24 protein-coding genes are annotated in these 24,792 nt (G+C 28.8%); 14 read left to right on the top strand and 10 right to left on the bottom strand.

The genetic code is table 11. From position 1 onward, the window contains the following. Positions 1-32: 32 nt before the first annotated feature. Positions 33-1,400 carry a M20 family metallopeptidase gene (locus tag KGF48_RS12390; protein WP_227840099.1) on the top strand — a complete coding sequence of 456 codons (1,368 nt, stop codon included), beginning with the start codon at positions 33-35 and terminating at the stop codon, positions 1,398-1,400. Between the two features lie 35 nt (positions 1,401-1,435). Next, complete coding sequence (locus KGF48_RS12385; protein ID WP_227840098.1) at positions 1,436-1,660, top strand: NifU family protein; 225 nt, start codon at positions 1,436-1,438, stop codon at positions 1,658-1,660. A 120-nt stretch (positions 1,661-1,780) separates the two neighbouring features. On the opposite strand, the gene KGF48_RS12380 is transcribed toward KGF48_RS12385, so the two are convergent. Beyond that, positions 1,781-2,179, bottom strand: coding sequence for an HsmA family protein (locus tag KGF48_RS12380; RefSeq protein WP_227840097.1), 399 nt, complete (start codon positions 2,177-2,179; stop codon positions 1,781-1,783). A 2-nt stretch (positions 2,180-2,181) separates the two neighbouring features. Continuing rightward, a complete protein-coding gene (locus KGF48_RS12375) occupies positions 2,182-2,616 on the bottom strand; it encodes a MarR family winged helix-turn-helix transcriptional regulator (RefSeq protein WP_255642517.1) in 435 nt (144 codons plus the stop codon). Positions 2,617-2,965: 349 nt separating this feature from the next. On the opposite strand from KGF48_RS12375, the gene KGF48_RS12370 reads away from it, so the two are divergent. The 8 genes from KGF48_RS12370 (at position 2,966) to KGF48_RS12335 (ending at position 11,649) form a co-directional block, all read left to right on the top strand. Next, a complete protein-coding gene (locus KGF48_RS12370; protein WP_227840096.1) occupies positions 2,966-3,952 on the top strand; it encodes an ABC transporter permease in 987 nt (328 codons plus the stop codon). Further along, the gene (locus KGF48_RS12365; protein WP_227861965.1) at positions 3,936-4,847 is read left to right on the top strand and encodes an ABC transporter permease; all 912 of its coding nucleotides are present in this window, start codon (positions 3,936-3,938) and stop codon (positions 4,845-4,847) included. Before KGF48_RS12370 ends, KGF48_RS12365 begins: the two co-directional genes overlap by 17 nt. 115 nt (positions 4,848-4,962) lie before the next feature. Next, on the top strand, positions 4,963-6,531 hold the full coding sequence (locus tag KGF48_RS12360) for an ABC transporter substrate-binding protein (protein ID WP_227868084.1): 1,569 nt from the start codon (positions 4,963-4,965) through the stop codon (positions 6,529-6,531). Between the two features lie 73 nt (positions 6,532-6,604). After that, on the top strand, positions 6,605-7,630 hold the full coding sequence (locus KGF48_RS12355; RefSeq protein WP_227840093.1) for an ABC transporter ATP-binding protein: 1,026 nt from the start codon (positions 6,605-6,607) through the stop codon (positions 7,628-7,630). Then, positions 7,623-8,567 carry an ATP-binding cassette domain-containing protein gene (locus KGF48_RS12350; protein WP_227840092.1) on the top strand — a complete coding sequence of 315 codons (945 nt, stop codon included), beginning with the start codon at positions 7,623-7,625 and terminating at the stop codon, positions 8,565-8,567. Before KGF48_RS12355 ends, KGF48_RS12350 begins: the two co-directional genes overlap by 8 nt. 333 nt (positions 8,568-8,900) lie before the next feature. After that, the gene (locus KGF48_RS12345; protein ID WP_227840091.1) at positions 8,901-9,755 is read left to right on the top strand and encodes a protein-ADP-ribose hydrolase; all 855 of its coding nucleotides are present in this window, start codon (positions 8,901-8,903) and stop codon (positions 9,753-9,755) included. Between the two features lie 189 nt (positions 9,756-9,944). After that, on the top strand, positions 9,945-10,916 hold the full coding sequence (locus KGF48_RS12340; protein ID WP_227840090.1) for an alpha/beta hydrolase: 972 nt from the start codon (positions 9,945-9,947) through the stop codon (positions 10,914-10,916). 283 nt (positions 10,917-11,199) lie between these two features. Further along, positions 11,200-11,649, top strand: a complete 450-nt coding sequence (locus KGF48_RS12335; RefSeq protein ID WP_227868083.1) for a hypothetical protein — start codon at positions 11,200-11,202, stop codon at positions 11,647-11,649. Between the two features lie 160 nt (positions 11,650-11,809). Here the strand turns inward: KGF48_RS12335 and KGF48_RS12330 are convergent, their stop codons facing one another. Beyond that, positions 11,810-12,739, bottom strand: coding sequence for a helix-turn-helix transcriptional regulator (locus KGF48_RS12330; RefSeq protein ID WP_227840088.1), 930 nt, complete (start codon positions 12,737-12,739; stop codon positions 11,810-11,812). A gap of 192 nt (positions 12,740-12,931) precedes the next feature. Between KGF48_RS12330 and modA the strand changes: the two genes are divergently transcribed. The 4 genes from modA (at position 12,932) to KGF48_RS12310 (ending at position 16,216) form a co-directional block, all read left to right on the top strand. Then, a complete protein-coding gene (modA, locus tag KGF48_RS12325) occupies positions 12,932-13,744 on the top strand; it encodes a molybdate ABC transporter substrate-binding protein (protein ID WP_227840087.1) in 813 nt (270 codons plus the stop codon). A 148-nt stretch (positions 13,745-13,892) separates the two neighbouring features. Continuing rightward, positions 13,893-14,576: a molybdate ABC transporter permease subunit gene (gene modB, locus KGF48_RS12320; protein ID WP_227830163.1), complete on the top strand. Its 684-nt coding sequence runs from the start codon at positions 13,893-13,895 to the stop codon at positions 14,574-14,576. Further along, a complete protein-coding gene (locus KGF48_RS12315) occupies positions 14,577-15,653 on the top strand; it encodes a sulfate/molybdate ABC transporter ATP-binding protein (RefSeq protein ID WP_227830164.1) in 1,077 nt (358 codons plus the stop codon). A 5-nt stretch (positions 15,654-15,658) separates the two neighbouring features. Next, on the top strand, positions 15,659-16,216 hold the full coding sequence (locus KGF48_RS12310) for a sugar O-acetyltransferase (RefSeq protein WP_227840086.1): 558 nt from the start codon (positions 15,659-15,661) through the stop codon (positions 16,214-16,216). Between the two features lie 213 nt (positions 16,217-16,429). Here KGF48_RS12310 and KGF48_RS12305 read toward each other — a convergent pair whose 3' ends face one another. From KGF48_RS12305 to KGF48_RS12275, 7 genes are all read right to left on the bottom strand, one after another. Beyond that, on the bottom strand, positions 16,430-17,446 hold the full coding sequence (locus KGF48_RS12305) for an ABC transporter substrate-binding protein (RefSeq protein WP_227830166.1): 1,017 nt from the start codon (positions 17,444-17,446) through the stop codon (positions 16,430-16,432). Positions 17,447-17,478: 32 nt separating this feature from the next. Beyond that, positions 17,479-18,501 carry a CD0873 family tyrosine ABC transporter substrate-binding lipoprotein gene (locus KGF48_RS12300; RefSeq protein WP_227840085.1) on the bottom strand — a complete coding sequence of 341 codons (1,023 nt, stop codon included), beginning with the start codon at positions 18,499-18,501 and terminating at the stop codon, positions 17,479-17,481. Between the two features lie 153 nt (positions 18,502-18,654). Further along, entirely contained in the window at positions 18,655-19,410 is a 756-nt protein-coding gene (locus tag KGF48_RS12295; RefSeq protein WP_227840084.1) for an ATP-binding cassette domain-containing protein, read from the bottom strand. Next, positions 19,397-20,299 carry an ABC transporter permease subunit gene (locus KGF48_RS12290; protein WP_227868081.1) on the bottom strand — a complete coding sequence of 301 codons (903 nt, stop codon included), beginning with the start codon at positions 20,297-20,299 and terminating at the stop codon, positions 19,397-19,399. The genes KGF48_RS12295 and KGF48_RS12290 overlap by 14 nt, the downstream gene beginning before the upstream one ends. Before the next feature lie 799 nt (positions 20,300-21,098). Further along, positions 21,099-22,136 carry an ABC transporter substrate-binding protein gene (locus tag KGF48_RS12285; protein WP_227841468.1) on the bottom strand — a complete coding sequence of 346 codons (1,038 nt, stop codon included), beginning with the start codon at positions 22,134-22,136 and terminating at the stop codon, positions 21,099-21,101. Between the two features lie 154 nt (positions 22,137-22,290). Beyond that, positions 22,291-23,046, bottom strand: coding sequence for an ATP-binding cassette domain-containing protein (locus KGF48_RS12280; protein WP_227868082.1), 756 nt, complete (start codon positions 23,044-23,046; stop codon positions 22,291-22,293). Further along, a complete protein-coding gene (locus KGF48_RS12275) occupies positions 23,033-23,935 on the bottom strand; it encodes an ABC transporter permease subunit (protein WP_227868081.1) in 903 nt (300 codons plus the stop codon). Before KGF48_RS12275 ends, KGF48_RS12280 begins: the two co-directional genes overlap by 14 nt. Positions 23,936-24,792: the final 857 nt, after the last annotated feature.

Below are 24,792 nucleotides of genomic sequence, written 5' to 3'. Positions count from 1 at the left end.
CATATCAAAAATACATATCTGTGGAGGAGATTATGAAAGAATATATTATAAATAATATTGAGGAGATAAGAGAAGAATTAATTGATTTATCTAAAAAAATATGGGAAAATCCAGAATTAGCTTTTGAAGAAAAGTATGCAAGCAGTATTCAAAAGGAATATCTAAAGTCAAAAGGATTTGAAATTGAAGAAGTAGACAATTTACCTACTGGATTTATAGCAAGTTTTGGAGAAGGGAAGCCAGTAATTGGAATACTTGGCGAATATGATGCTTTGCCAGAACTATCACAATCTGTGAGTACAGAAAAAAATCCATTGGTAGAGGGAGAATCTGGACATGGATGTGGTCATAATTTATTGGGTGTAGCAGGTGTAGGAGCAGTCGTTTCTATTAAAGAACTAATGGAAAAAAGTAAATTTAATGGAACAATAAAGTATTTCGGTTGCCCTGCTGAAGAAGAAGGTGGAGGAAAGACTGTAATGTGTGTAAATGGATGTTTTGATAATGTAGATTGCGCATTTACATGGCATCCTTTTGATATAAATGCCACATGGAGAGGTGGAAGTCTGGCAAATTTATCTGCTAGATTTAAGTTTAAGGGAATAACAGCACATGCAGCTCAAGCCCCTCATAATGGTAGAAGTGCATTGGATGCTGTTGAACTTATGAATGTAGGAGCAAATTATTTAAGAGAACATGTAATTGACTCTATAAGAATGCATTATGTTATAACTAATGGTGGGGGAAGACCTAATGTAGTTCCTGGTTTTGCGGAAAGTTGGTATTTTATAAGAGGTAAAAAAGCAAAGGATGCAGAGCATGTTCTTGACAGGCTAATAAAAGTGGCACAAGGAGCAGCTATGATGACAGAGACTGAAATGGAGTATGTAATTACTGATGGGATTTATGATTATATACCAAATCAGTGTTTAACTGATTTAGTATACAATAATATGATTCTTGTTGGTCCTCCTAAAACTACTCCTGAAGAAGAAGAATTTGCAAAAAAATTATGTGCTACTCTTACTAAGGAAGAGAGACTAGGTGTAGCTACAGCATTCCAAGATGATAAATCTATTATGGACAGTTATATACATCATGGTATAGCTGATGGAGCAGAAGGTAAAGGATTAGCTGGCTCTACTGATGTAGGAGATGTAAGTTATGTGATACCAGTAGCTCAATTTGCAATGGCAGCATGGCCTGTTGGTGTGGCAAGCCATACATGGCAGTCATGTGCATCAGCTGGTTCAAGTATAGGATTTTCAGCTATGATAAATTCAGCTAAGGTATTGGCTTGTAGTGCTTATGATGTATTTATGAATACTAAGGTTATTGATGAGGCAAATATAGAATTTAAAAAATCATTAGATGGACAAAAATTTAAACCATTGGTATAATCTTGGTAATAAAAATATTTCTGGGGGGAATAACTATGAGAGAACAAGTTGAAAAAGTGCTTGAACAAAAGATAAAACCTGTATTACAAAGAGATGGTGGAGATGTAGAGCTTATAGATGTAAATGAGAATGGAGTAGTTTTAGTTAGATTACAAGGTGCTTGTAGTGGATGTCCAGGAGCAACTATGACAATAAAAGCTATTATTGAAAATGTTTTGGTAAGCGAAGTTCCAGGAGTAACTCAAGTATTAGGTGTTTAATAAATTTAAATTATACATAAGGATTTATGAAGTTGTGTAAAAGAGTAAGTAAAACATTATAGATAGATATGAAAAAGTGTGTAAGTGTATATTCATTTTCTTACACACTTTTTTTACTTATTATCCAGCCATACCAATAAACATACCTATAAAGTATGGAATTAACCAGATAGTCCATACAACTATACTAAACTTATGGAAGAATTTTTTCTTATCTTCATCATCCTTATACAAAACAAAAGTAGCCCATCCTGCATGAAAAAGCATAAGCACAATTGCTAAGAGACCTGTTATACTATGAAGATTTTGGGACAATACAGATTTTACTTCAAAAGAGTGGCTATTAGCTATATTACTCATTGTAAATGTTCCTAAAGTATCAAATATTAAACCAAGCCAAAATATAATTACATGTTTCTTTTTTAAAATTTTAGCTTTTCTCTCTCCAAATACACCTATAGTATAAAAAATTAAAGCTGATGTTATAAACACTATTGCAAGTATTAATTTAAAATTCATAATTATCTCTCCTTTATTTTTGCTAATATATTTCTAAGATTTTTTACTAATTCATTTAATTCTTTTTCATCACAATTTTTAAAAATATCATCAAAGCTTTCTTGCATTTTACTTTTAAAATTTGTGGCAAATTCAAGTCCATCTTCTGTAAATTTAATATATGTATTTCTCTTATCATCATATTTTTTGAACTTTTCTACATAGCCAATTTGTTCTAACCTACTGACTATACCTGATACAGTTCCTTTAGCTAAAGACATCTCATCGCATAGTTGTGATATTGTTAGCTCTTGATTATGAGCTATTAGTTTTATAACTATAATCTGTTGATGTGTCAATCCATTTTCTTTAAAATTTTCTTCCACTGTGTACATTGTTTTAGAATAGAGTTCTTTGAGAAGCATAGCTATTCTAAAACAATCATAATTAGTTTTCAATAAAATCACCTCTTAGATAGTTTGCATAGAAACTAATATAATATAGTTTTAATAAATAGTCAATATAAAACCAATAATTATATAATAAAAAACTTAATAATTATATAAAATAAGAGATTCGTAACATCATAAAAATTTTATTTTAGGTAAAAATAAAACAATTTGATGAAATTTTAACAATTTTTCAAAAGTTTGTTTACACACAACATAAATGATGCTAAAATTGGTTTATAGATAAATATTTAAAATTTAATTTTTATTTAATGATAATAAAACCACGAAGGTTTAAACGTCGATTGACGCTTGCTTTTGGTGGTTTTTTTTATTGCAACAAAGGGGGAATAGAGGTTTGTTAAAGGATATAGTTAAAAAGTTGTTGCAGTTTATTTTAGTAATGTTTTTATTATCTTTTGTAGTTTTTTATATGGCAAGACTTGCTCCAGGAGACCCATTAATTTCTTACTATGGAGATGGTGTAGAAAGAATGAGTACTCAAGAGAAAGAAAATGCTATGAAAAAACTTGGTCTAAACGAACCAATATACAGTCAATATATAAAATGGATTTCAGATGCATCAAGAGGCGAATTTGGAATTTCATTTAAATATAAGCAAAATGTTACTTCTGTTATAAATGATGTTTATATAAACACTATCATATTAGGTGGGTCAGGATATATACTTACCTTTGTGCTAGCATTACTTCTTGGAATCTTTTGTACATTGCATGAAGACAAGCTCATAGATAGGATTATATGTAAACTAGGAACAATAACCAACTGTATTCCATCATTCTGGGTTGCTTTAGTTCTTATACTTATATTCAGTATAAATTTAAGTATACTTCCAAGTAGTGGAGCTTATTCAATGGGAGAGGAATCTAGTATATCAAGTAGGATATCTCATTTAATATTACCTCTTACAGTACTTATATTGAGCCATTTATGGTATTACACATATATGATAAGAAATAAATTGCTAGAAGAAATAAGGGAAGATTATGTATTGCTATGTAAAGCAAAAGGTTTAAACAATAGAACCATTGTTTTTAAGCATTGCCTGAGAAATATAATGCCATCCTATATAAGCATTATGGCTATTTCAATACCTCACATATTAGGAGGAACTTATGTAGTTGAAAAGGTTTTTTCTTATCCTGGGTTAGGAACTCTTTGCTTTGAGAGTGCAAAGTATCACGATTATAATATGTTATTAGTTTTATGTCTAATAACAGGGGCTTTAGTAGTATTTGGAAATATGCTAGCTCAAATTATAAACAATAAAATAGACCCTAGAATGAAGTACGATAGAGGTGATAACAATGAAGCTGCAATGTAGTGATTTTGAGATTGTAGGAGAAAATTATATTTCAATAGTAGAAGACGAACAAATAGAAATAAAAAAAACTCTGTTTGAAAAATTTAAACAGTTACCATATATATCAATCATCATTTTATCCATTATAGTTATTGGAAGTGTATTTTCATCTTTGATAATGACACATGAGCCAACATATATGGATTTAGTAAGTTCTAATTTAGCTCCAAGTAAAGATTTTTTCTTTGGAACAGATTCAATGGGAAGAGATATATATTCTATGATATGGTATGGAGGAAAAATATCTTTATTTATAGGAATATTTTCGACAATAATATCAACTATCATAGGAATTGTTTATGGTAGCATAAGTGGTTCAGCATCTGAACTTGTAGATGATGCAATGATGAGATTTACAGAAATCATACTTAGTATACCATCAATATTAATTATAATATTTGTACAAGCGATACTTGGGAATTCAAATCCAATATCTATGTCCATCGTAATAGGGATAACAAGCTGGATGAATATATCTAAAATTGTAAGGACTGAAGTTAGACAAATAAGAAATAGTGAGTACATACTAGCAGCTAAAAGTATGGGTGGAGGATTTTTCTATATATTAAAACAGCACTTACTTCCAAATTTTGTTGCATCAATAATGTTTATGGTAGTAACAAATATAGGTGCAGCTATTGGAACTGAATCAACACTGAGTTTTTTAGGAATTGGTTTGCCAATAGAAATTGTTTCTTGGGGAAGTATGCTATCTTTATCAGAGGAAGCACTGCTTTCAAATAGATGGTGGGTTATCCTAATTCCAGGTATATTTTTAGTTACTACATTGGTTTGTATAACTAATATTGGTAATTATATAAGAAAGAGCAATAATAAAAAATCAAGTAATTTATAAATCAGCGTTTCAAGTGTTAAATAAGCAAATACTAAGGTATTTGAAATATCTATTTAAATAAATGGGGTCAAAGCTTTAAAAAATATTTATTATTAAAGGCAAAAGGGGGAGCATCATGAAATTAAAGAAATTAAAAGTTTTAAGTCTAGTAATGATACTTAGTCTAATGGCAGGCTGTTCTAGTGCAGGAAATGGGGACAAAAAAACAGATAAACCTAACGATGGTAAAGTGCTTGTTTATGGAAGTAATGACTATACAAGTATAAATCCGGCACTATATGAACATGGAGAAATAAATTCATTGATATTTAATGGATTAACAGCTCATGATGAAAATAATAAAGTAGTTCCTTGTCTAGCAAAAGATTGGAAATTTGATGAAGCAACAAATACATATACGTTTAATTTAAGAGATGATGTTAAATGGCATGATGGAGAGAAGTTTACAGCAAATGATGTTAAATTCACAATGGAAACTATAATGAATCCAGACAATGCTTCTGAAATAGCATCAAATTATGAAGATATAACAAAAATTGATGTAGTTAATAATACTACTATAAAAATTACTTTAAAAGCACCAAATACAGCAATGCTTGATTATCTAACAGTTGGAATATTACCAAAACATGCATTAGAAGGTAAGGATATAGCTACTGATGGATTTAATCAAAAACCAATAGGTACTGGACCATTTAAACTTGAAAAATGGGATAAAGGTCAAAGTATAACACTTGTTAAAAATAGTGATTATTTTGTAAAAGAGCCAGGTCTAGATAAAGTAGTATTTAAGATTGTACCAGATGACAAAGCTAAAGCAATGCAATTAAAATCAGGCGAATTAGATTTAGCACAAGTAACTCCTAAAGATATGTCTAATTTTGAGAAAGACGAAAAGAATTTTAAAGTAAATATAATGAAGACTGCAGATTATAGAGGGATACTATATAACTTCAATTCTAAATTCTTTAAAGATGAAAAGGCTAAAGGATTACCAAATGCTTTAAGTTATGCAATAGATAGAAAAGCAATAGTTGATAGTGTATTATTGGGACATGGTGTACCAGCATATTCACCTTTACAAATGGGACCATATAATAATCCTGATATAGAGAAATTTGAGTATAATCCAGAAAAAGCTAAGCAAGAAATTGAGAAATTAGGTTGGAAATTAGGTTCTGATGGAATATATGAAAAAGAAGGTACTAAATTAGCTTTTGAAATAACAGCTGGTGAAAGTGACCAAGTTAGAGTTGATATGGCTAAAATATGTGCACAGCAGTTAAAAGAAATAGGTGTTGATGCTAAAGCTGTAGTTGTAACTGAAACAGATTGGGCTAATCAAGATGCACATTTAATCGGTTGGGGAAGTCCATTTGACCCAGATGACCATACATATAAAGTATTTGGAACAGATAAAGGTGCAAACTATAATGCTTATTCTAATCCTACTATAGATAAAATACTTCAACAAGCAAGAGAAACAGAAAATAAAGATGAAAAATTAAAGTTATATAAACAATTCCAAGTAGAGATGACTAAAGATATGCCATACACATTTATTGCTTATATAGATGCCATATATGTTGGAAAACCAAATATAAAAGGTTTAACACCTGATACAGTTTTAGGTCATCATGGTGTAGGTATATTCTGGAACATAGCTGATTGGACAATAGAATAATAGTTAGATTAATTAGAAACCTTAGGGATAAAATATATCCCTAAGGTTTGAATAGCATAGGGGTTGATGGTTTTTGGAACATTTATTGGAGGTTAATAATCTATCTGTAAGCTTTAAAATTGAAGAAGGTGAAGTACAAGCTGTGAGAGATGTGTCTTTTACTCTAAAGAAGGGTGAAACACTAGCTATAGTAGGAGAATCTGGTTGTGGAAAATCTGTATTATGTAAAAGTTTGATGAAGATACTTCCATATAATGGATATATCAAAAGTGGAGAGGTTCTACTTAAATCAAAGGACTTAGTTAAAAAATCTGAGAAAGAAATGGAAGATATTAGAGGAAGAGATATATCAATGATATTTCAAGACCCTATGACATCTTTGAATCCAACCATATCAATAGGAAAGCAAATAACTGAAGCTATAGTAATCCATCAAGGCATAAGTAAAAGTGAAGCTAAAAAAAGAGCTATAGAACTTATTGAATTAGTTGGGATAGATAATCCTGAAAAAAGATTTAAACAATTTCCGCATCATTTTTCAGGAGGAATGAGGCAACGTATAGTAATTGCTATAGCACTGGCTTGTAATCCAGAAGTATTAATTGCTGATGAGCCTACAACAGCCTTGGATGTGACTATACAAGCTCAGATAATTGACTTAATAAAAGAACTACAAAATAAAATAGGTTTATCAATAATATTTATAACTCATGATTTAGGTGTAGTTGCAACTATGGCTGATAGGATAGCAGTTATGTATGCAGGTAAGATTGTAGAAATAGGAACAGTAGAAGATATATTTTATGACCCTAGACATCCATATACTTGGGGATTATTAGGTTCATTACCTACTTTAGATTCACAAGAAGAGTATTTGTATAATATACCTGGAATGCCTCCAAATTTATTAAATCCTCCAAAGGGGGATGCATTTGCAGTAAGAAATAAAAATGCTCTTAGGATAGATTATGAAAAGGAGCCACCAATGTTTAAAATTAATGATACACACAGTGCAGCAACTTGGTTATTGCATCCAGATGCACCTAAAATAAATATACCAGTTAGGGTAAATGGTGGAAGGGTGATTTCTAATGAATAAAGAAAAAATACTAGAAATAAAAAATTTAAAACAATATTTTCATTTGGATAAAAGTACTACTGTAAAAGCAGTTGATGATATAAGCTTTGATATATATAAAGGAGAGATATTTGGTTTAGTAGGAGAATCTGGTTCGGGAAAATCTACAACTGGTAAAACTATAATAAAGTTACATGAGCCTACTGGTGGAGAGGTAATTTATAAGGGAAATTGTATCTCAGATAAAAAAGCATATAAATTTGTAAAAAAAGATGTAAATAAAAGTATGCAGATTATTTTTCAAGATTCTACTTCATCATTAAATCCTCGTATGACAATTGGAGATATAATTTCAGAACCACTTAAAATTCAATGTGTCTGTAAAAATAAATCAGAAAGGCTAGATAAAGTCTATGAGATGTTAAATTTAGTTGGACTTGATAGAAGCTATGCAAATAAGTATCCTTCTGACTTTTCAGGTGGACAAAGACAACGTATTGGTATAGCTCGAGCTCTTTCAGTAGACCCAGAGTTTATAATAGCTGATGAACCTATAGCTTCTTTAGATGTATCTATACAAGCACAAATAGTAAATTTATTTAAAAAGTTACAGCAAGAAAAAAACTTAACTTGTTTGTTTATAGCGCATGATTTATCTATGGTGAGACATATTAGTGACCGTATAGGAGTTATGCATAATGGAAAATTAGTAGAATTAGCAGATTCAGAAGAGTTGTATAATAATCCTATTCATCCATATACAAAGTCTTTACTTTCTGCAATTCCTATTCCTGACCCAAGATATGCTAAGCTAAGAAATAGAGTGGAATATAATTCTAGTATGTATACTTGTTCAAATGATGAGTTATCAAGTTGGATTGAGGTTTCAGATGGTCATTTTGTATATGCTTCTAAATCAGATATAGATAAATACCAACAAAATTTAAAAGTTGTTTAGCGTAAAAACCACTCTAGGTAAGAGAGTATATACATTTAGAGTGGTTTTTATGTGTATAAATTTATGTGTAAAAGTGTCAGTTTTAGAAGCTTTCGCCTTTAATTATTATATTTAAAAATTTTATGTTTAAAGTGTTAGCAAGTAGCATATTATTTCTATAAAGGGTTCTATAAAATACTTAAAATAGTTCTATATTTTGTCTTTAAATATATTAATATTAAAAAATTTACACTTTTAACAGGATTTATGTAAGTGTTTATAGAAATAAATAAGTATGTACATAATACATAATTATTTTTTATAATTCTAAAATACAAGAATGGAGAGATAGCTATGAAGTGGAGAGATTATGCTGATGATGTAAACTTATTTGAGGATTTTGATAGAAGTATCAAACCTCTAACTGACGAACAAAAAAAGAAAAATATAAACACTTTAATTGCATATTTTTCAAAAGAAGTTCCTTCTAAAATATACAATTTATCAAATGATGAAATCAAGCCTAGAGATATACTTAGAGGACTTCTTAATGTATATCCACCAAAAGAAATTGCTCCAGAGATACTGAGTATGTTACATAATTTATTGTTAATTGAATGTGAAGAAAAAGAGTTAGTAGATGTAAATGATATAGAAGAAGTAGAGGAAGGTATTGCTATATGGAGAGGAAATATAACTAATTTAAAAGCAGATGCAATAGTGAATGCTGCAAATAATAAGTTATTGGGATGCCTACAACCATTACATTTATGTGTAGATAATGAGATACATTCATGTGCAGGTCCTAGACTTAGAGAAGATTGTGACAAAATAATAAAAAAACAAGGACATTTAGAATATACAGGAGATGCTAAAATAACTAGAGGTTATTGTCTACCTGCAAAATTTGTAGTACACACTGTTGGACCTATTGTATCTGGTGGTCAGCCAAGTAAAGAGCAGGAAAAACAATTACTACATTGCTACAAATCATCTCTAAATACTATAAGAGAAATTGATGAAATAAAGAATATCGTTTTTTGTGGTATTTCTACAGGGGTATTTGGATATCCAAAAAAAGAAGCAGCTAATCTTGCTGTAAATAGGGTGAGATTATGGTTAAAAGAAAATCCTGAGAAAAATTTAAAAGTTGTATTTAATGTATTCACAGAAGAGGAAGAAGAAAAATATAGAAGAATATTTAGATAGTACTTGTCAATAAAGTATATAGTAATATTTATTAGATGAGGTAATAGCTTATAAATATTAATGATTAAAAAAATATAATTTGTAATTTTAGTAGATTAATAGGTATAATAGAAATCATAAGAGTAGTATAAGTAGTGATTGTATTACTTTTAAAAAACACAATATAGGAAAATTAAATGGTAAATAAATATGAAAAATAGTTTTAAAAATTATATTAGTTTAACAAATAAAGTAATAGTTGTGTCAGTTATATTTCTGTTAATACTATTAATCATATCGTACATATTTGGAAAATTGGTGTACGATAGCTCAGTTGGCTCAGAACAGTTAATAAAAAAAGAGGATATAGTAAAAGTATTTTCTGAGAGAAAAGATAAACCATTAGATAAATTGAAAAACTACAAGACAGAGGAGTTAATGATACAAAGTTCTAATAATTACAAACTGGAAAGTCTTTTTATAAATTCAAATATAAAAACAAAAAATACTATTATAGTTGTTCATGGAATTGGAAGTAGTCACTATGAAATGTTAAAAATAGCATATGAATACTTAGATAAAGGTTATAATGTATTGATTTACAATCAAAGAAATACTGGTAACAGTGGAGGCGATAATTTCACATTTGGTCTTTATGAGAGATATGATTTAGATAGTATGGTTAAGTTTGTAAAAAATAAATTCCCAGATGGTAAATTGGGAATCCATGGATTTTCTATGGGTGCAGGAACGGCTACTATGCATACAGCTATAAATTCAGAAAGTCAAGAGGTCGATTTTTATATATTAGATTCTCCATATTCTGAAATGAAGGATGCCATTAGAATGGGAGTAATAGAAAAACATATACCAAATATATTAGTAAATTATGTAGTAGCATGTGGAGATTTGTATAATAAATTTAAATCTGGATTTTGGTATAGTGATGTAGAGCCATATAAGGCAATCGAAAAGAGTAATGTTCCTATACTATTTATACATGGAACAAAAGACACTGTTTGTAATTATCAAAATAGCCAAACAATGTATGACTTAGTCAAACATAATAAAAAAGAGCTATGGCTTATAGAAGGTGTTGAACATGTCGCTGGATATGACTCTGATAGTAGAGCATATTTCAATAGAATTTTCAAGTTTATAGATAGTAGTATTATTAATTAATAGAAATTAGTTGTATATTTCAAGGGGGTGTCTCAAAATGAACTTTTTAGTTCATGAGGCACTCTTTTTTGTATGAAATCAACTATATTTTCATCATTTCAACAATGAAAAAGAGGCTTATCTCTATTTTGATTCAGTCCCTTTTTCATATTAAATATAAATGTTTAATATGAATTAATTGATTATGAAAATGAAAATAACTACCAATTAAATTCACTTATACCTCAAATAAAAGAGTTAGTATTATATACAACAAAATCTAATGAAAAGAGAGGTAGTATATATGAAAAACAAAAATAATAAAGAAAAAGACATGTTGAATATGAGAGCATTAAGAGTTTTGGGATTACTATTGATATTTTTTGATTATACAGGAGATACTTTAAATTTTTATAACTTTTTTGCTAAACCCTTAGTATCAGGAAGTTTATATCAACCAGGAGGAGCCGACTATATAGTATTGTTATTATTTGTTGCAGAATGTGTATACTTAGTAGGAAGATACATATTAAAAGTTAAAATAAATTGGAGTGAAGTTATTGAAAATGAAAGAGATAATTTTATTAATAATTTGTTAGTTGAGAAAATACAAGAAGAAAGCAACTTTGTATATAACCTATTAAACTCATTTATTTTACCACATGTATACAAGATAGGAGAATTATTCATATTTAAAACACATAACGCGTTAATCTACATTAAGGAAAAATACTATTATGTAAATATATATTAATATATATTTAACTGTTTAGTGTATTGAATTCTATATATGACTATTAAGATGAATAGTATAGTTTCCTTTGATAGGTTAAGTTTTTTGATATACATAAAAATCGCAATTTACCTTACTATTAATTTATAAATCATGTAAAAATAGATTGCGATTTTTATTTTTAAACTTCTGCTATGACTTTACCTGTGTCAATTAAATCATATCCACCAAGACCTTGAAGTTCAGCCTTAAATTCAGCTGAATTAATTATACTAATTATAGTTTGGTAGACAGGGTTTTTTAAGTCTTCTTTTTTTATGACCAAATCATAGCGTTCCTTGTGAAGAGGAATAAAGTCAATATTGTTTACTTGTAGAGCAGCTTTTTCATTGCCCAATCCAACATCAGCTATACCACGAGAAACCTTGCTTGCTACGCCTAAATGTGATAATTCTTCATTATAATAACCATTTATATCAGTGCCATTAAAATTTAAAAGTCTAAGCTTGCCATCGAGCAAAACTCTAGTTCCAGCCCCTTTTTCTCGATTTACAAGTGTTATATTTGGTCTGGTTAAATCCTTCCAATTTTTTATTTCTTTAGGATTTCCTTTAGCAACGTAAAAACCTTGCATTCTATAAGCTAGATTTATAAGTACACATGGGATTCCTGGTAACAGTTTTTTAACAAAAGTACTATTATATTCATCTGTTTCAAAATCCCATAGATGGGATGATGCTATAGAAACCCTGCCATTATACAATTCATATAGAGCATTATAACTGCCTATATAAGAGCGAAATGTATTTGCTCTATCTAATTTTTTTTCAACAGATCTAGCTAAAATATCTAATATTACATCTTGACCAGAAATAATAATTTTATAATTATTATCAATATCTATATTTTTATTGTTAAAATGTGTATCTTTAATTTTACCAGTTTTCTGATTGTTGATATATTCTTCAACATCTTTAATATCAACTCTTATTTTTTTACCTACTTTGTAAGAAGGAAGCTCACCTCTTTTGATTAATTCATATACAGTATTTTTTGTTATTTTTAATAGTTCAGCTACTTCAACAGGTGTCAAAGATGATAATGAGTCCATAATCCACCTCCATATAAGGTTATTTTAACATTAAAAAAAGAAAAATGTAGAAAAATATTTAAAAGTAATATAAATAATTTACTTGAAAATTTATTAGCAGGTATATATAATTAAGTTATACATAACAAAACATGATAAAACATGATAAAACGAATTAAAATATGTATCAAATTTACAAAAAGGGAGAGTATTATGAAAAAAATATTGGGAATATTAGGACTAGTTGCATGTTTAACTTTGGGGACGGTTGGATGTAGTAGTAAAGAAAGTCCAAAAGATGATGGAAAAGAAGAACAAACAAGTAAAAGTAATGAGGCAGTAGAATTAAACATATCAGCTGCAGCAAGTTTAAAAGAAGCAATGGCAAAAATTGAAGAAGAATATAAAAAAGTTGATTCCAATGTAAAACTTACAGTTAACTACGGAGCATCAGGTTCGCTTCAACAACAAATAGAACAAGGTGCACCATGTGATTTATTTATTTCAGCAGGTCAAAAACAAATGAAAGCTTTAGATGAAGAAAAGTTATTGGTTTCTGATACTATGAAAGATTTAGTTAAAAATGATTTAGTTCTTATTTCTTCTGCTGGTAGCGATGTATCTAGTATGAAAGACTTAACTACAGATAAAGTAAAGAAAATTGCAGTTGGAGAAGCTGAAAGTGTTCCAGCAGGTAAATATGCAGATGAAGTATTAACTAATTTAAATTTAAAAGATACATTAAAAGATAAATTAGTGTTTGCAAAAGATGTAAAAGAAGTTTTAGCATGGGTACAATCAGGAAATGCAGATGTTGGATTCGTTTACTTTAGTGATACTGTGAATAATGATAAAATAAAAGTAGTTGAAAAAACAGATGAAAAAATTCATTCACCTATTACATATCCAGTTGCAGTAATTGAAGCTAGTAAAAATGCAGATTCTGCTAAGAAATTTGAAGAATTTCTATTAAGTGATGCAGGACAAAAGATTTTTGAGGAATTTGGATATAAAAAAGTAGAATAAGTTTAAAAATAATTTATATATAATTAAAACGAAATTGTATATAAATAAATGAAAATTGAAAATAATTGTATATTATAATAAAATGGAAATAGTGAAATTAATAGATTTATTAATTTCACTATTTCCATTTAAATTAAGGAGGGAAAAAATGGGGACAGATTGGTCACCTTTATGGATATCACTTAAGACAGCTTTTTTGTCAACGATAATAACTTTTATAATAGGAATATTTGTGTCATATATTATGGCTAACTATAGAGGTAAGTGGAAAGGTCTTATAGATGGTATATTTACACTTCCATTAATTTTGCCACCCACAGTTGTTGGATTCTTTTTATTGTTGTTATGTGGGAAAAATGGCTTTGTAGGTAAATTTTTACTGAATTTTGATAAAACCTTAATATTTAGCTGGACAGCAACTGTAATCTCAGCAGTAGTAGTATCTTTTCCTATGATGTATAGAACCTCAAGGTCAGCTTTTGAACAAATTGATAACAATATGTTGTCTGCTGCTAGAACCTTAGGTCTTAATGAATGGAAAGTTTTTTTAAAGATTGCAGTACCATTAGCTTGGCCTGGGATAATAGGTGGACTTGTGTTGTCGTTTGCCAGAGCACTTGGAGAATTTGGTGCTACACTTATGATAGCTGGAAATATACCTGGGAAAACTCAAACGATGCCAATCGCTATATTTTTTGCAGTTGAAGGTGGAGATATGAATAAAGCTATGATGTGGGTTATGATTATTGTAGCAATATCTATAGCAATGATTTTATTATTAAATTATTGGTCGGAATTCCAGCAGAAAATAATAGGAAAGAGGTGTAGATAGTTGAGTTTATATGTAGATATTGAAAAAGATTTATCCTCTTTTAAATTAAAAGTAAAAATTGAACAGGAAAAAGGAATTTTAGGATTTTTAGGTGAATCTGGTTCTGGAAAAAGTATGACATTAAAATGTATAGCAGGACTTGAAAAACCTACAAGAGGTAAGATTATATTAAATGAAAGAGTGTTGTTTGATTCTGAAAAAAAGATAAATTTATCAACACAAGAAAGAAATGTTGGTTTTTTATTTCAAAATTATGCATTATTTCCACATATGACTGTAAGCCAAAATATCGAACTTGGTCTTTCAAAGTTAAGTAAAGATGAAAAAAAGGAAATAATAATGAAATATTTAGAAATACTTAAATTAAATGGATTTGAGGGGAGATATCCTTGGCAATTATCTGGCGGGCAACAACAAAGAGTGGCACTAGCTAGAGCATTAGCTACATCTCCAGATATACTACTTTTAGATGAACCTTTTTCTGCATTAGACCATCATTTGAGGAGTAATATGGAAAAAGAACTTATGAACATGTTAAAAGACTATAAGGGAGATATATTGTTTGTTACTCATGATATTGAAGAAGCTTACCGAGTTTGTGATGATATTATGGTTTATAATAAAGGAGAAGGTCTTCCCAAAAGACCTAAAAAAGAACTATTTGAGTTTCCAAAATATCTTATAGAAGCAAAAATAACAGGATGTAAAAATATATCTCGATTAAATAGAATAGATGAAAATACTATTTATGCCACAGATTGGGGATGTAAGTTGACATTAACTGGAAACATAGGTGATAATATAGAATATGTGGGAATCAGAGAGCATCATATTAAGGTTTTAGATTCTAGTGAAAATTTAGATGGCAAGTTATGTTTTCAATTAATTAACATCATAGAAAATCCATTTACATATACTATATATGCTAGAAACCATAATTTATCTAGTGAAAGTATGCCTATTCAAATAGAATTAGAAAAAAACAAAATGAGATTTGAGAAGGGAGACAGCATTTATTTAGATTTTCCACAGGAATATTTATTTTGCTTTAAGTACAATTACAACGAAAAGGAGTAAATTATATGACTGAAAAAGAAAAAATGTTGTCAGGTCAAGGTTACTATGCAAATGATGAATTGTTAGTAAAAGAGAGAGAGTATTGTAGAAAATTAACTAGATTATTTAATAATACTTTGGAAGATGAGTATGAAAAGAGAGCAGATATTTTAAGACAACTATTTGGTTCAGTTGGTAATAAAATAAATGTGGAACAAAGTATAAAGTGTGACTATGGATATAATATACATGTAGGTGAAAATTTTTTTGCAAATTATGACTGTATTTTTTTAGATGTATGTAAAATTGAAATCGGTGATAATGTAATGTTAGCTCCAAATGTTCAAATTTATACAGCTTATCATCCAATTGATGCACAGCTTAGAATTTCAGGAATAGAGTATGGCTCACCTGTAAAGATAGGGCATAATGCATGGATAGGTGGAGGAGCAATTATAACTCCAGGAGTTACTATAGGTGATAATGTGGTAATAGGTGCAGGAAGTGTAGTGACAAAAGATATACCACCAAATACTATAGCAGTTGGAAATCCATGTAGAGTAATAAAGAAAATAGAAGAATAAGCTTATTTATATAAATAAGTTAAGAGTATTTACATATTATCTTTGGATAAGCAGTATATTAATGTAAAATTGAATAGACAATATATTAAAATAAAAATATATGCCTGTTTTTATGCTTGGAAAAACTCATAAAAACAGGCATATTAATTGTATACAAAAATCTCATTGAATTTTACTTTGTTTTAATATTTTATATTAATTGGAGTAGTCAAATTACTTATTTTCAGTTTTAATATAAACTATATTCTCGTCAGAAGGTTTATCTATAGAAAGTGCCTTTAGAGTATCTTCATTAATAATTAAATTAGTTTCTTCTAAACTTGTTATAGGCATATCTGAAACTTTAGATTCTCCTTTTAGAATCTTAACAGCCATCTCACCAGTCTTATAACCTAATTTTTCATAATCTATACCTTGGCAAGCCAATGCTCCACCTTTTACCATACCCTCTTCTGCAGCTATTATAGGTATTTTGTTTTTAGTAGCAAGTTGAGAAACTATAGGCATAGAAGATGCAAGTAAATTATCTGTAGGAGCGTAAATAACATCTACATTACCCATTAAACTAGAAGCTGCTTGATTTATTTCACTAGAAGAACTAATTCCTTTTTCAACAATTTTAAGACCTTTATCATTTGCATATTTCTTCAAGTTATCAACTTGAACTTTAGAATTTACCTCGCTAGTATTATATATAACACCTATAGTCTTTGCTTGTGGGATGAGTATATCAAGAGCCTTTAAACTCTTATCAATAGGTGTAAAATTGGAAGTTCCAGAAACATTTTTACCTGGTTTATCTAAAGAATCTGCAAATCCAGCAGAAACAGGGTCAGTTACAGCAGTTATAAGTATAGGTATATCTTTAGTAGCATTGTATGCTGCCTGAGCAGATGGAGTAGATATAGCAAATATCAAATCTTTTTTATCAGAAACAAATTTACTAGCTATAGTTTGTGTAGTAGGCATATCATTTTGAGCATTTTGATAATCTATTTCTATGTTTTTACCATCTTTAAATCCATTATCTTCTAGAGCTTTAATGAATCCTTCTCTAGATGCATCTAAAGCTTGATGCTCAACTAATTGAGTAATACCAATTTTTTTAATTTCATTATTTTTATCAGATGATTTATTTGAATCATCCTCATTATTTTTAGAACAACCTGTAATGGTGGATACACTAAGAACACCAATTAAAATTAAATTTATCAACTTACTGGACTTCATTTTGACCACTCCCTCATAAAAATCTATTATATTTATTCTTGTTTAGTTTTTACATAAGAAATATTTTCATTAGAAGGTTTTTCCATACCTAAAGCTTTTAATATATCTTCATTAACAATGATATCTGTATCATCTGATGTAGCTACAGGCATATCAGAAACTGATTCACCATTTAAAATTTTAACAGCCATTTCACCTGTTTTGTAACCAAGCTTTTCATAGTTTATACCTTGACAAGCAAGAGCACCTTTTTCAACTGGACCAGATTCAGCTGCTATAACTGGAATCTTATTTTCAGTAGCTATTTTAGAAACTATAGGCATAGAAGAAGCTACTAAGTTGTCAGTAGGAACATATAAAACATCTATCTTACCAACTAAACTAGAAATTCCCTGATTGACTTCATTTGAAGTAGTTATCCCTTTTTCAACAACTTTAAAACCATTTTTAGAAGCATATTCTTTTAAAGCATCCACTTGAACTTTTGAATTAACTTCACTAGTATTGTACATAACTCCTATAGTTTTTGCCTTAGGAGCAAATATTTTAAGAAGTTCTAAGCCTTTTTCCACAGAAACGAAATCTGATGTTCCAGATACATTTCCACCTGGTTTTTCAATTGATTTAACTAAGCCAGCAGCAACAGGGTCACTGACAGCAGTTATAAGTATAGGTATATCCTTAGTTGCATTGTACGCTGCTTGAGCAGATGGAGTAGATATGGCAAATATTAAATCCTTTTTATCAGATGCAAATTTACTTGCAATACTTTGTGTAGTAGGCATATCATTTTGAGCATTTTGGAAATCTATATCAATATTTTCTTCATCTTTAAATCCATTTTTTTCTAAGGCTTTTACAAATCCTGTTTTAGTAGCATCTAATGCTGGATGTTCAACCAATTGAGTTATACCAATTTTTTTCACTTCTTTATCTTTAGAGCTATTTTCTTGTTTAGAATTGCCAGAGTCTCCACCTTGTGAACATCCTGTAAGCATAGATACTCCAAGAGCACCAGCTAAAATTAAACTTACCAATCTTTTTTTATTAATCATTTTTATATCCCCCTCAAAAGTTTTATTGTTATATATGTTCATATATTCATATGAATTATTGTAGTATTGCTAAAAATATTATGACTTTAAAATTATTTTATAAATAAACTAATTTGTAACTAAGCTAAAATTAAATTATCATAATAGATACTTTTAAACTGCATATTCAAATTTTTCTAATATTTCTTCAACTGTTAATTTTTCTTTTTCTTTTCCCTTTACATCTAAGACAACTTCACCTTTATGGAGCATTATCAATCTATCTCCATACTGAAGAGCATGCTTTAAGTTGTGAGTTACCATAAGGGTAGTTATATTTTTTTCTCTTACAATCTTATCAGTTAATTCAATTACTTCATTTGATGTCTTTGGGTCAAGTGCCGCTGTATGTTCATCAAGTAATAAAACCGAAGGGCTTGTTAAGCATGACATAATTAATGAAAGTGATTGTCTTTGACCTCCTGATAAAAATTGTACTTGTACGTCTAGGTATTTTTTTAAATCCAGAGAAACTCCTTCTAATAAATTTTCTAGAAAATCTCTTTTATAACGAAGACATTTTTTTAGATTCAATAACTTACCTTTATTAAGAGCCAAGGATAAGTTTTCTCTAACTGTCATAGAAGGACAAGTTCCTAAACTTGGGTCTTGAAAAACTCTACTTACTATTTGAGTTCTTCTATGTTCAGCTAAATTAGATAGATTGTGTTTATTTAATAATACTTGACCAGAAGATTCTTTTATAAGACCCGATATTATATTTAATAAAGTGGATTTACCAGTTCCATTACTACCTATGATACTTACAAATTCACCATCTTCTATGTCAATTGATAAATTTTCAAATATAGTATTAGGTTGACCGTATGGATTTGGGAAACTCTTTGAAAGATTTTTAATTTGTAACATCTATAACACCTCTTTTTTCAGATTTATTTTTGGTACTAGCTTTGCACTTGTTTTTTTTTAGTGAGATATTTAAATTACCAGTAGCTAAGAAAGCTATTATAACTATAGCAGTTATCAGTTTTAAATCAGTTGATAACATACCTAAACTCATTGCAAAGTATATAGTGAATTGGTATATGAAAGAGCCAACAATTATTGCAGTAGTATCTTTAATAAAAGTGAATTTCTTAAATAATGTAATACCAATTATGATAGAAGCAATTCCAAGTACTAAAGTTCCAATACCCATATTTACATCTGAGAATCCTAAGAATTGAGCCATCAAACTGCCAGATAAAGCTATAAGTCCATTTGAAATCATAAGTCCTAATATTTTTATAGAACCGATATTTATACCCAAAGATTTAATCATTTGAGAGTTGTCACCAACACCTTTTAGAGTGTATCCAAGACCTGTCTTTAAGAATAAATCTAAAAGCACTTTACAGATAAATACAAATACTAAAGCTAAAACTATAGGAGATATTTCTCCATTGAATAAATGTTTAAAACTAAATAGTGGGATATTTGATTTTCCCATTATTCTTAAGTTGATAGAGTAGAGCATTCCCATAACTAAAATACCAGAAAGTAAGTTAGATATTTTAAATTTAATGTGAAGTACACCAGTTACAAGACCAGCAATACAACCACATAAAATAGCCATTAAAGTTGCTACTACAGGAGAAATCCCATTAGTAAGAGAAAAGGCTACAATAGAAGCTCCCATTGTGTAGCTACCATCAGCAGACATATCTGGAAAATCTAAGATTTTGTAAGTTATATAAACCCCCAGTGCCATGATTGATAAAATTAAACTTTGCGTCATTACAGATATAATACCTGACATAAATAAAACACTCCTTTGAAAATATTTTTATAATTTTAATTATTTGCTAATTTTGTATATAAAAAAACCACATAGTATACACAACTATGTGGTAAAAACACGAATAAGCCACATAGTATAATCTATGTGGCTCTTATATAGTTAAATGAAAACTCTATAAACAATATAGCCTACATAGATACAATCCCAAAGTTTTGCTAGTCTTAAGGGGTCTGTATCTATGTTAAAACGTAGGTACAAACCCTAGAAATAGTGGCTATAGTAATAATAATATTTTTTATTGTTTAATAAAGTATTCATAATTATCTCTCCCTTTTAATATTTTAATTAGTCAGAAAATTATATGTATTCTTGACTTGTTATAAATTATAAATTATACAATAATAAAAGTCAACTGCTAAATTTAATTAAGATACTACATAGTGTATACTTGGAATTTTTAAAAGAGAATACATCAATTGAAAAAAACGTTATCCTAAACTTGTAAATTAAATGGAATTTTTGTGAAAAAATATTTAATTAAAGAAAAATATGGAATGGAGGTAAAGCTGTAGCTATTAAAATTTATAAAAAAAAGCTGTCTAAGAAATTTAAATTTCTATTTAGACAGCTTAAATAATGATTAGAAAGTTATATAACTTTCATAATCTGTCGTCAAAATAGACGACTTTATGGAAAATGAATAACTTTATATGCAATAAATTGCTACAATAAGTACAATTTTCAAAGGGTTAGGGTGGATAAGAGTACTTACTATATAAAGTTTTCATATTACCTACTTTTTTGAATTTACTACATTTTACTCTGCAGATTTTGCATTTTTATCTGACTTTATATACTTTATATTATCTGCTGATAGCTTTTGCATGTCAAGTGCTTTTAGTGTATCTTCATTGATTATTATTTCAGTTTCATCTAACATAGTAACAGGTATATCACCAACAGGTTTACCCTCTAACACTTCAATAGCAAGCTCTCCAGCCTTGTAACCTAGTTTTTCATAGTCTATTCCACAACAAGCTAAAGCACCAGATGATACAGAGCCTTCTTCAGAAGCTATTATAGGTATTTTGTTTTCATTAGCTACTTTAGAAACTATAGGCATAGAAGAAACTATTAAATTATCAGTAGGAACATATAAAACATCTATTTTGCCAACTAAACTAGAAATAGCTTGGTTAACTTCACTTGAAGAACTGATTCCTTTTTCAACAACTTCATAATTATTTTTCTTAGCATAATCATGTAGAGAATCAACTTGTATTTTTGAATTAACTTCACTAGTATTGTATATAACGCCTATTTTCTTTGCTTTTGGAGTTAAAGTTTTAACCAATTCTAGTGTTTTATCAATTGAAAGATAATCTGATGTACCTGAAACGTTTCCACCTGGTTTTTCAAGAGATTTAACCAATCCAGCCTCTACAGGGTCTGTAACAGCAGTCATTATTATAGGTACATCTTTAGTAGCATTATAAGCTGCTTGAGCTGAAGGTGTAGATATAGCATATATCAAATCTTTTTTATCAGATACAAATTTACTTGCAATACTTTGTGTAGTAGGCATATCATTTTGTGCATTTTGGAAGTCTATTTTTATATTATCTCCATCCTTATAACCTTTATCTTCTAGTGCTTTTATGAATCCCTGTTTTGCCTTATCTAAAGATGGATGTTCTACTAATTGAGTGATTCCTATATTTTTTATTTCTTTATTGTCTGTTTTTTCTTTGTCTTTTGAAGCATCAGAGCCTCCATTTTGAGAACATCCAGTGAGCATTGATACTCCTAGTACTCCTGCTAAAATTAAACTTACCAATCTTTTTTTATTAATCATTTTTATATCCCCCTCAAAAGTTTTATTGTTATATATGTTCATATATTCATATGAATTATTGTAGTATTGCTAAAAATATTATGATATTAAAAATATTTTATAAATAAACCAATTTGTAAGTAAACTAAGATTAAATTATTGTGATAGCTATTTTTTAAACAGCATATTCAAATTTTTCTAAGATTTCTTCTATAGTCAATTTTTCTTTTTCTCTGCCATTTACATCTAAGACAACTTCACCTTTATGAAGCATTATTAATCTATCTCCATATTGAAGAGCATGCTTTAAGTTGTGAGTTACCATAAGAGTAGTTATATTTTTTTCTCTTACAATTTTATCAGTTAATTCAATTACTTCATTTGATGTCTTTGGGTCAAGTGCCGCTGTATGTTCATCTAATAATAGAACCTTAGGGCTTGCTAAACTAGACATAATTAGTGAAAGTGATTGTCTTTGACCTCCTGAAAGATACTGTACTTTGATATCTAGGTATTTTTTTAAATCTAGAGAAATTCCTTCAAGTAAGTGCTCCAAGTCATTTGTTTTATGACGAAGACATCTCTTTAAATTTAGCAATTTCCCCTTATTAAGAGCAAGAGATAAATTTTCTCTAACTGTCATAGAAGGACAAGTTCCTAAACCTGGGTCTTGAAAAACTCTACTTACTATTTGAGTTCTTCTATGTTCAGCTAAATTAGATAGATTGTGTTTATTTAATAATACTTGACCAGAAGATTCTTTTATAAGACCCGATATTATATTTAATAAAGTGGATTTACCAGTTCCATTACTACCTATGATACTTACAAATTCACCATCTTCTATGTCAATTGATAAATTTTCAAATATAGTATTAGGTTGACCGTATGGATTTGGGAAACTCTTTGAAAGATTTTTAATTTGTAACATCTATAACACCTCTTTTTTCAGATTTATTTTTGGTACTAGCTTTGCACTTGTTTTTTTTTAGTGAGATATTTAAATTACCAGTAGCTAAGAAAGCTATTATAACTATAGCAGTTATCAGTTTTAAATCAGTTGATAACATACCTAAACTCATTGCAAAGTATATAGTGAATTGGTATATGAAAGAGCCAACAATTATTGCAGTAGTATCTTTAATAAAAGTGAATTTCTTAAATAATGTAATACCAATTATGATAGAAGCAATTCCAAGTACTAAAGTTCCAATACCCATATTTACATCTGAGAATCCTAAGAATTGAGCCATCAAACTGCCAGATAAAGCTATAAGTCCATTTGAAATCATAAGTCCTAATATTTTTATAGAACCGATATTTATACCCAAAGATTTAATCATTTGAGAGTTGTCACCAACACCTTTTAGAGTGTATCCAAGACCTGTCTTTAAGAATAAATCTAAAAGCACTTTACAGATAAATACAAATACTAAAGCTAAAACTATAGGAGATATTTCTCCATTGAATAAATGTTTAAAACTAAATAGTGGGATATTTGATTTTCCCATTATTCTTAAGTTGATAGAGTAGAGCATTCCCATAACTAAAATACCAGAAAGTAAGTTAGATATTTTAAATTTAATGTGAAGTACACCAGTTACAAGACCAGCAATACAACCACATAAAATAGCCATTAAAGTTGCTACTACAGGAGAAATCCCATTAGTAAGAGAAAAGGCTACAATAGAAGCTCCCATTGTGTAGCTACCATCAGCAGACATATCTGGAAAATCTAAGATTTTGTAAGTTATATAAACCCCCAGTGCCATGATTGATAAAATTAAACTTTGCGTCATTACAGATATAATACCTGACATAAATAAAACACCCCTTTGAAAATATTTTAAAATAAATTTTTTAATTTAATTTTGGATATAAAAAAGCCACACAGTATATATAACTGTATGGCAAAAACACGAATAAGCCACACAGTATAATCCATGTGGCTCTATATATGATGATAAAATAAAAACTTTAACAACAATCACTATAGCCAACATAGATACAATCCTTAAAAATGGTAATCCTAAGGGGTCTGTATCTATGTTATGACAATTTGTCTTAACTTAGCTACAAACCCTAACTAAATTGGCTACTAAAAAATCGTACTTGTTTGTTTAATAAAGTCTTCATATTTACCTCTCCTTTTAATTTAATAATTTTGAAAATTTTGTTTTTATATTTTGTATAGTAATTAGTTTAATACAGTAAAAAATAAAAGTCAATAATAAATTTTGAAAAATTATTAAATTATCAGAAAATTGAGTTCGAATAAAAAAAGTTTTATGTATAGGATTGGGTAGTTTTCTTAAATTTTAATTTATAAATAAAAATTAAAATTCATCTGGATTTTAGAAACAAATTGAGCCAAAAGATAAACTTTTTAGAGAATTAATGAAAATAGGTTTTGAAGTAATATAATGACCAAAATTATATGATATAATAAATTAAATGATTATTTTAATTCAGAATTTTTATTATTTTATAAATTATTTTTAGGAATCTTGTTTTTGATGGTTCTATTTAAGTTGTTTACAATAAAATTTACGAAAAGCCCCCTTCTTTAGATGTGGGGATGAAAGGCAAGGTCTTAATATAAATAAAAGTCAGAATAATACTTGCAACCTAACACTACGAATGATAGATTATGTGTAGGAGGTGTTAGTTTTTATGT

Source organism: Clostridioides sp. ZZV15-6388 (assembly GCF_020657755.1).
Lineage (GTDB): Bacteria > Bacillota > Clostridia > Peptostreptococcales > Peptostreptococcaceae > Clostridioides.
This window is presented reverse-complemented; position numbering and strand designations above follow the sequence as displayed.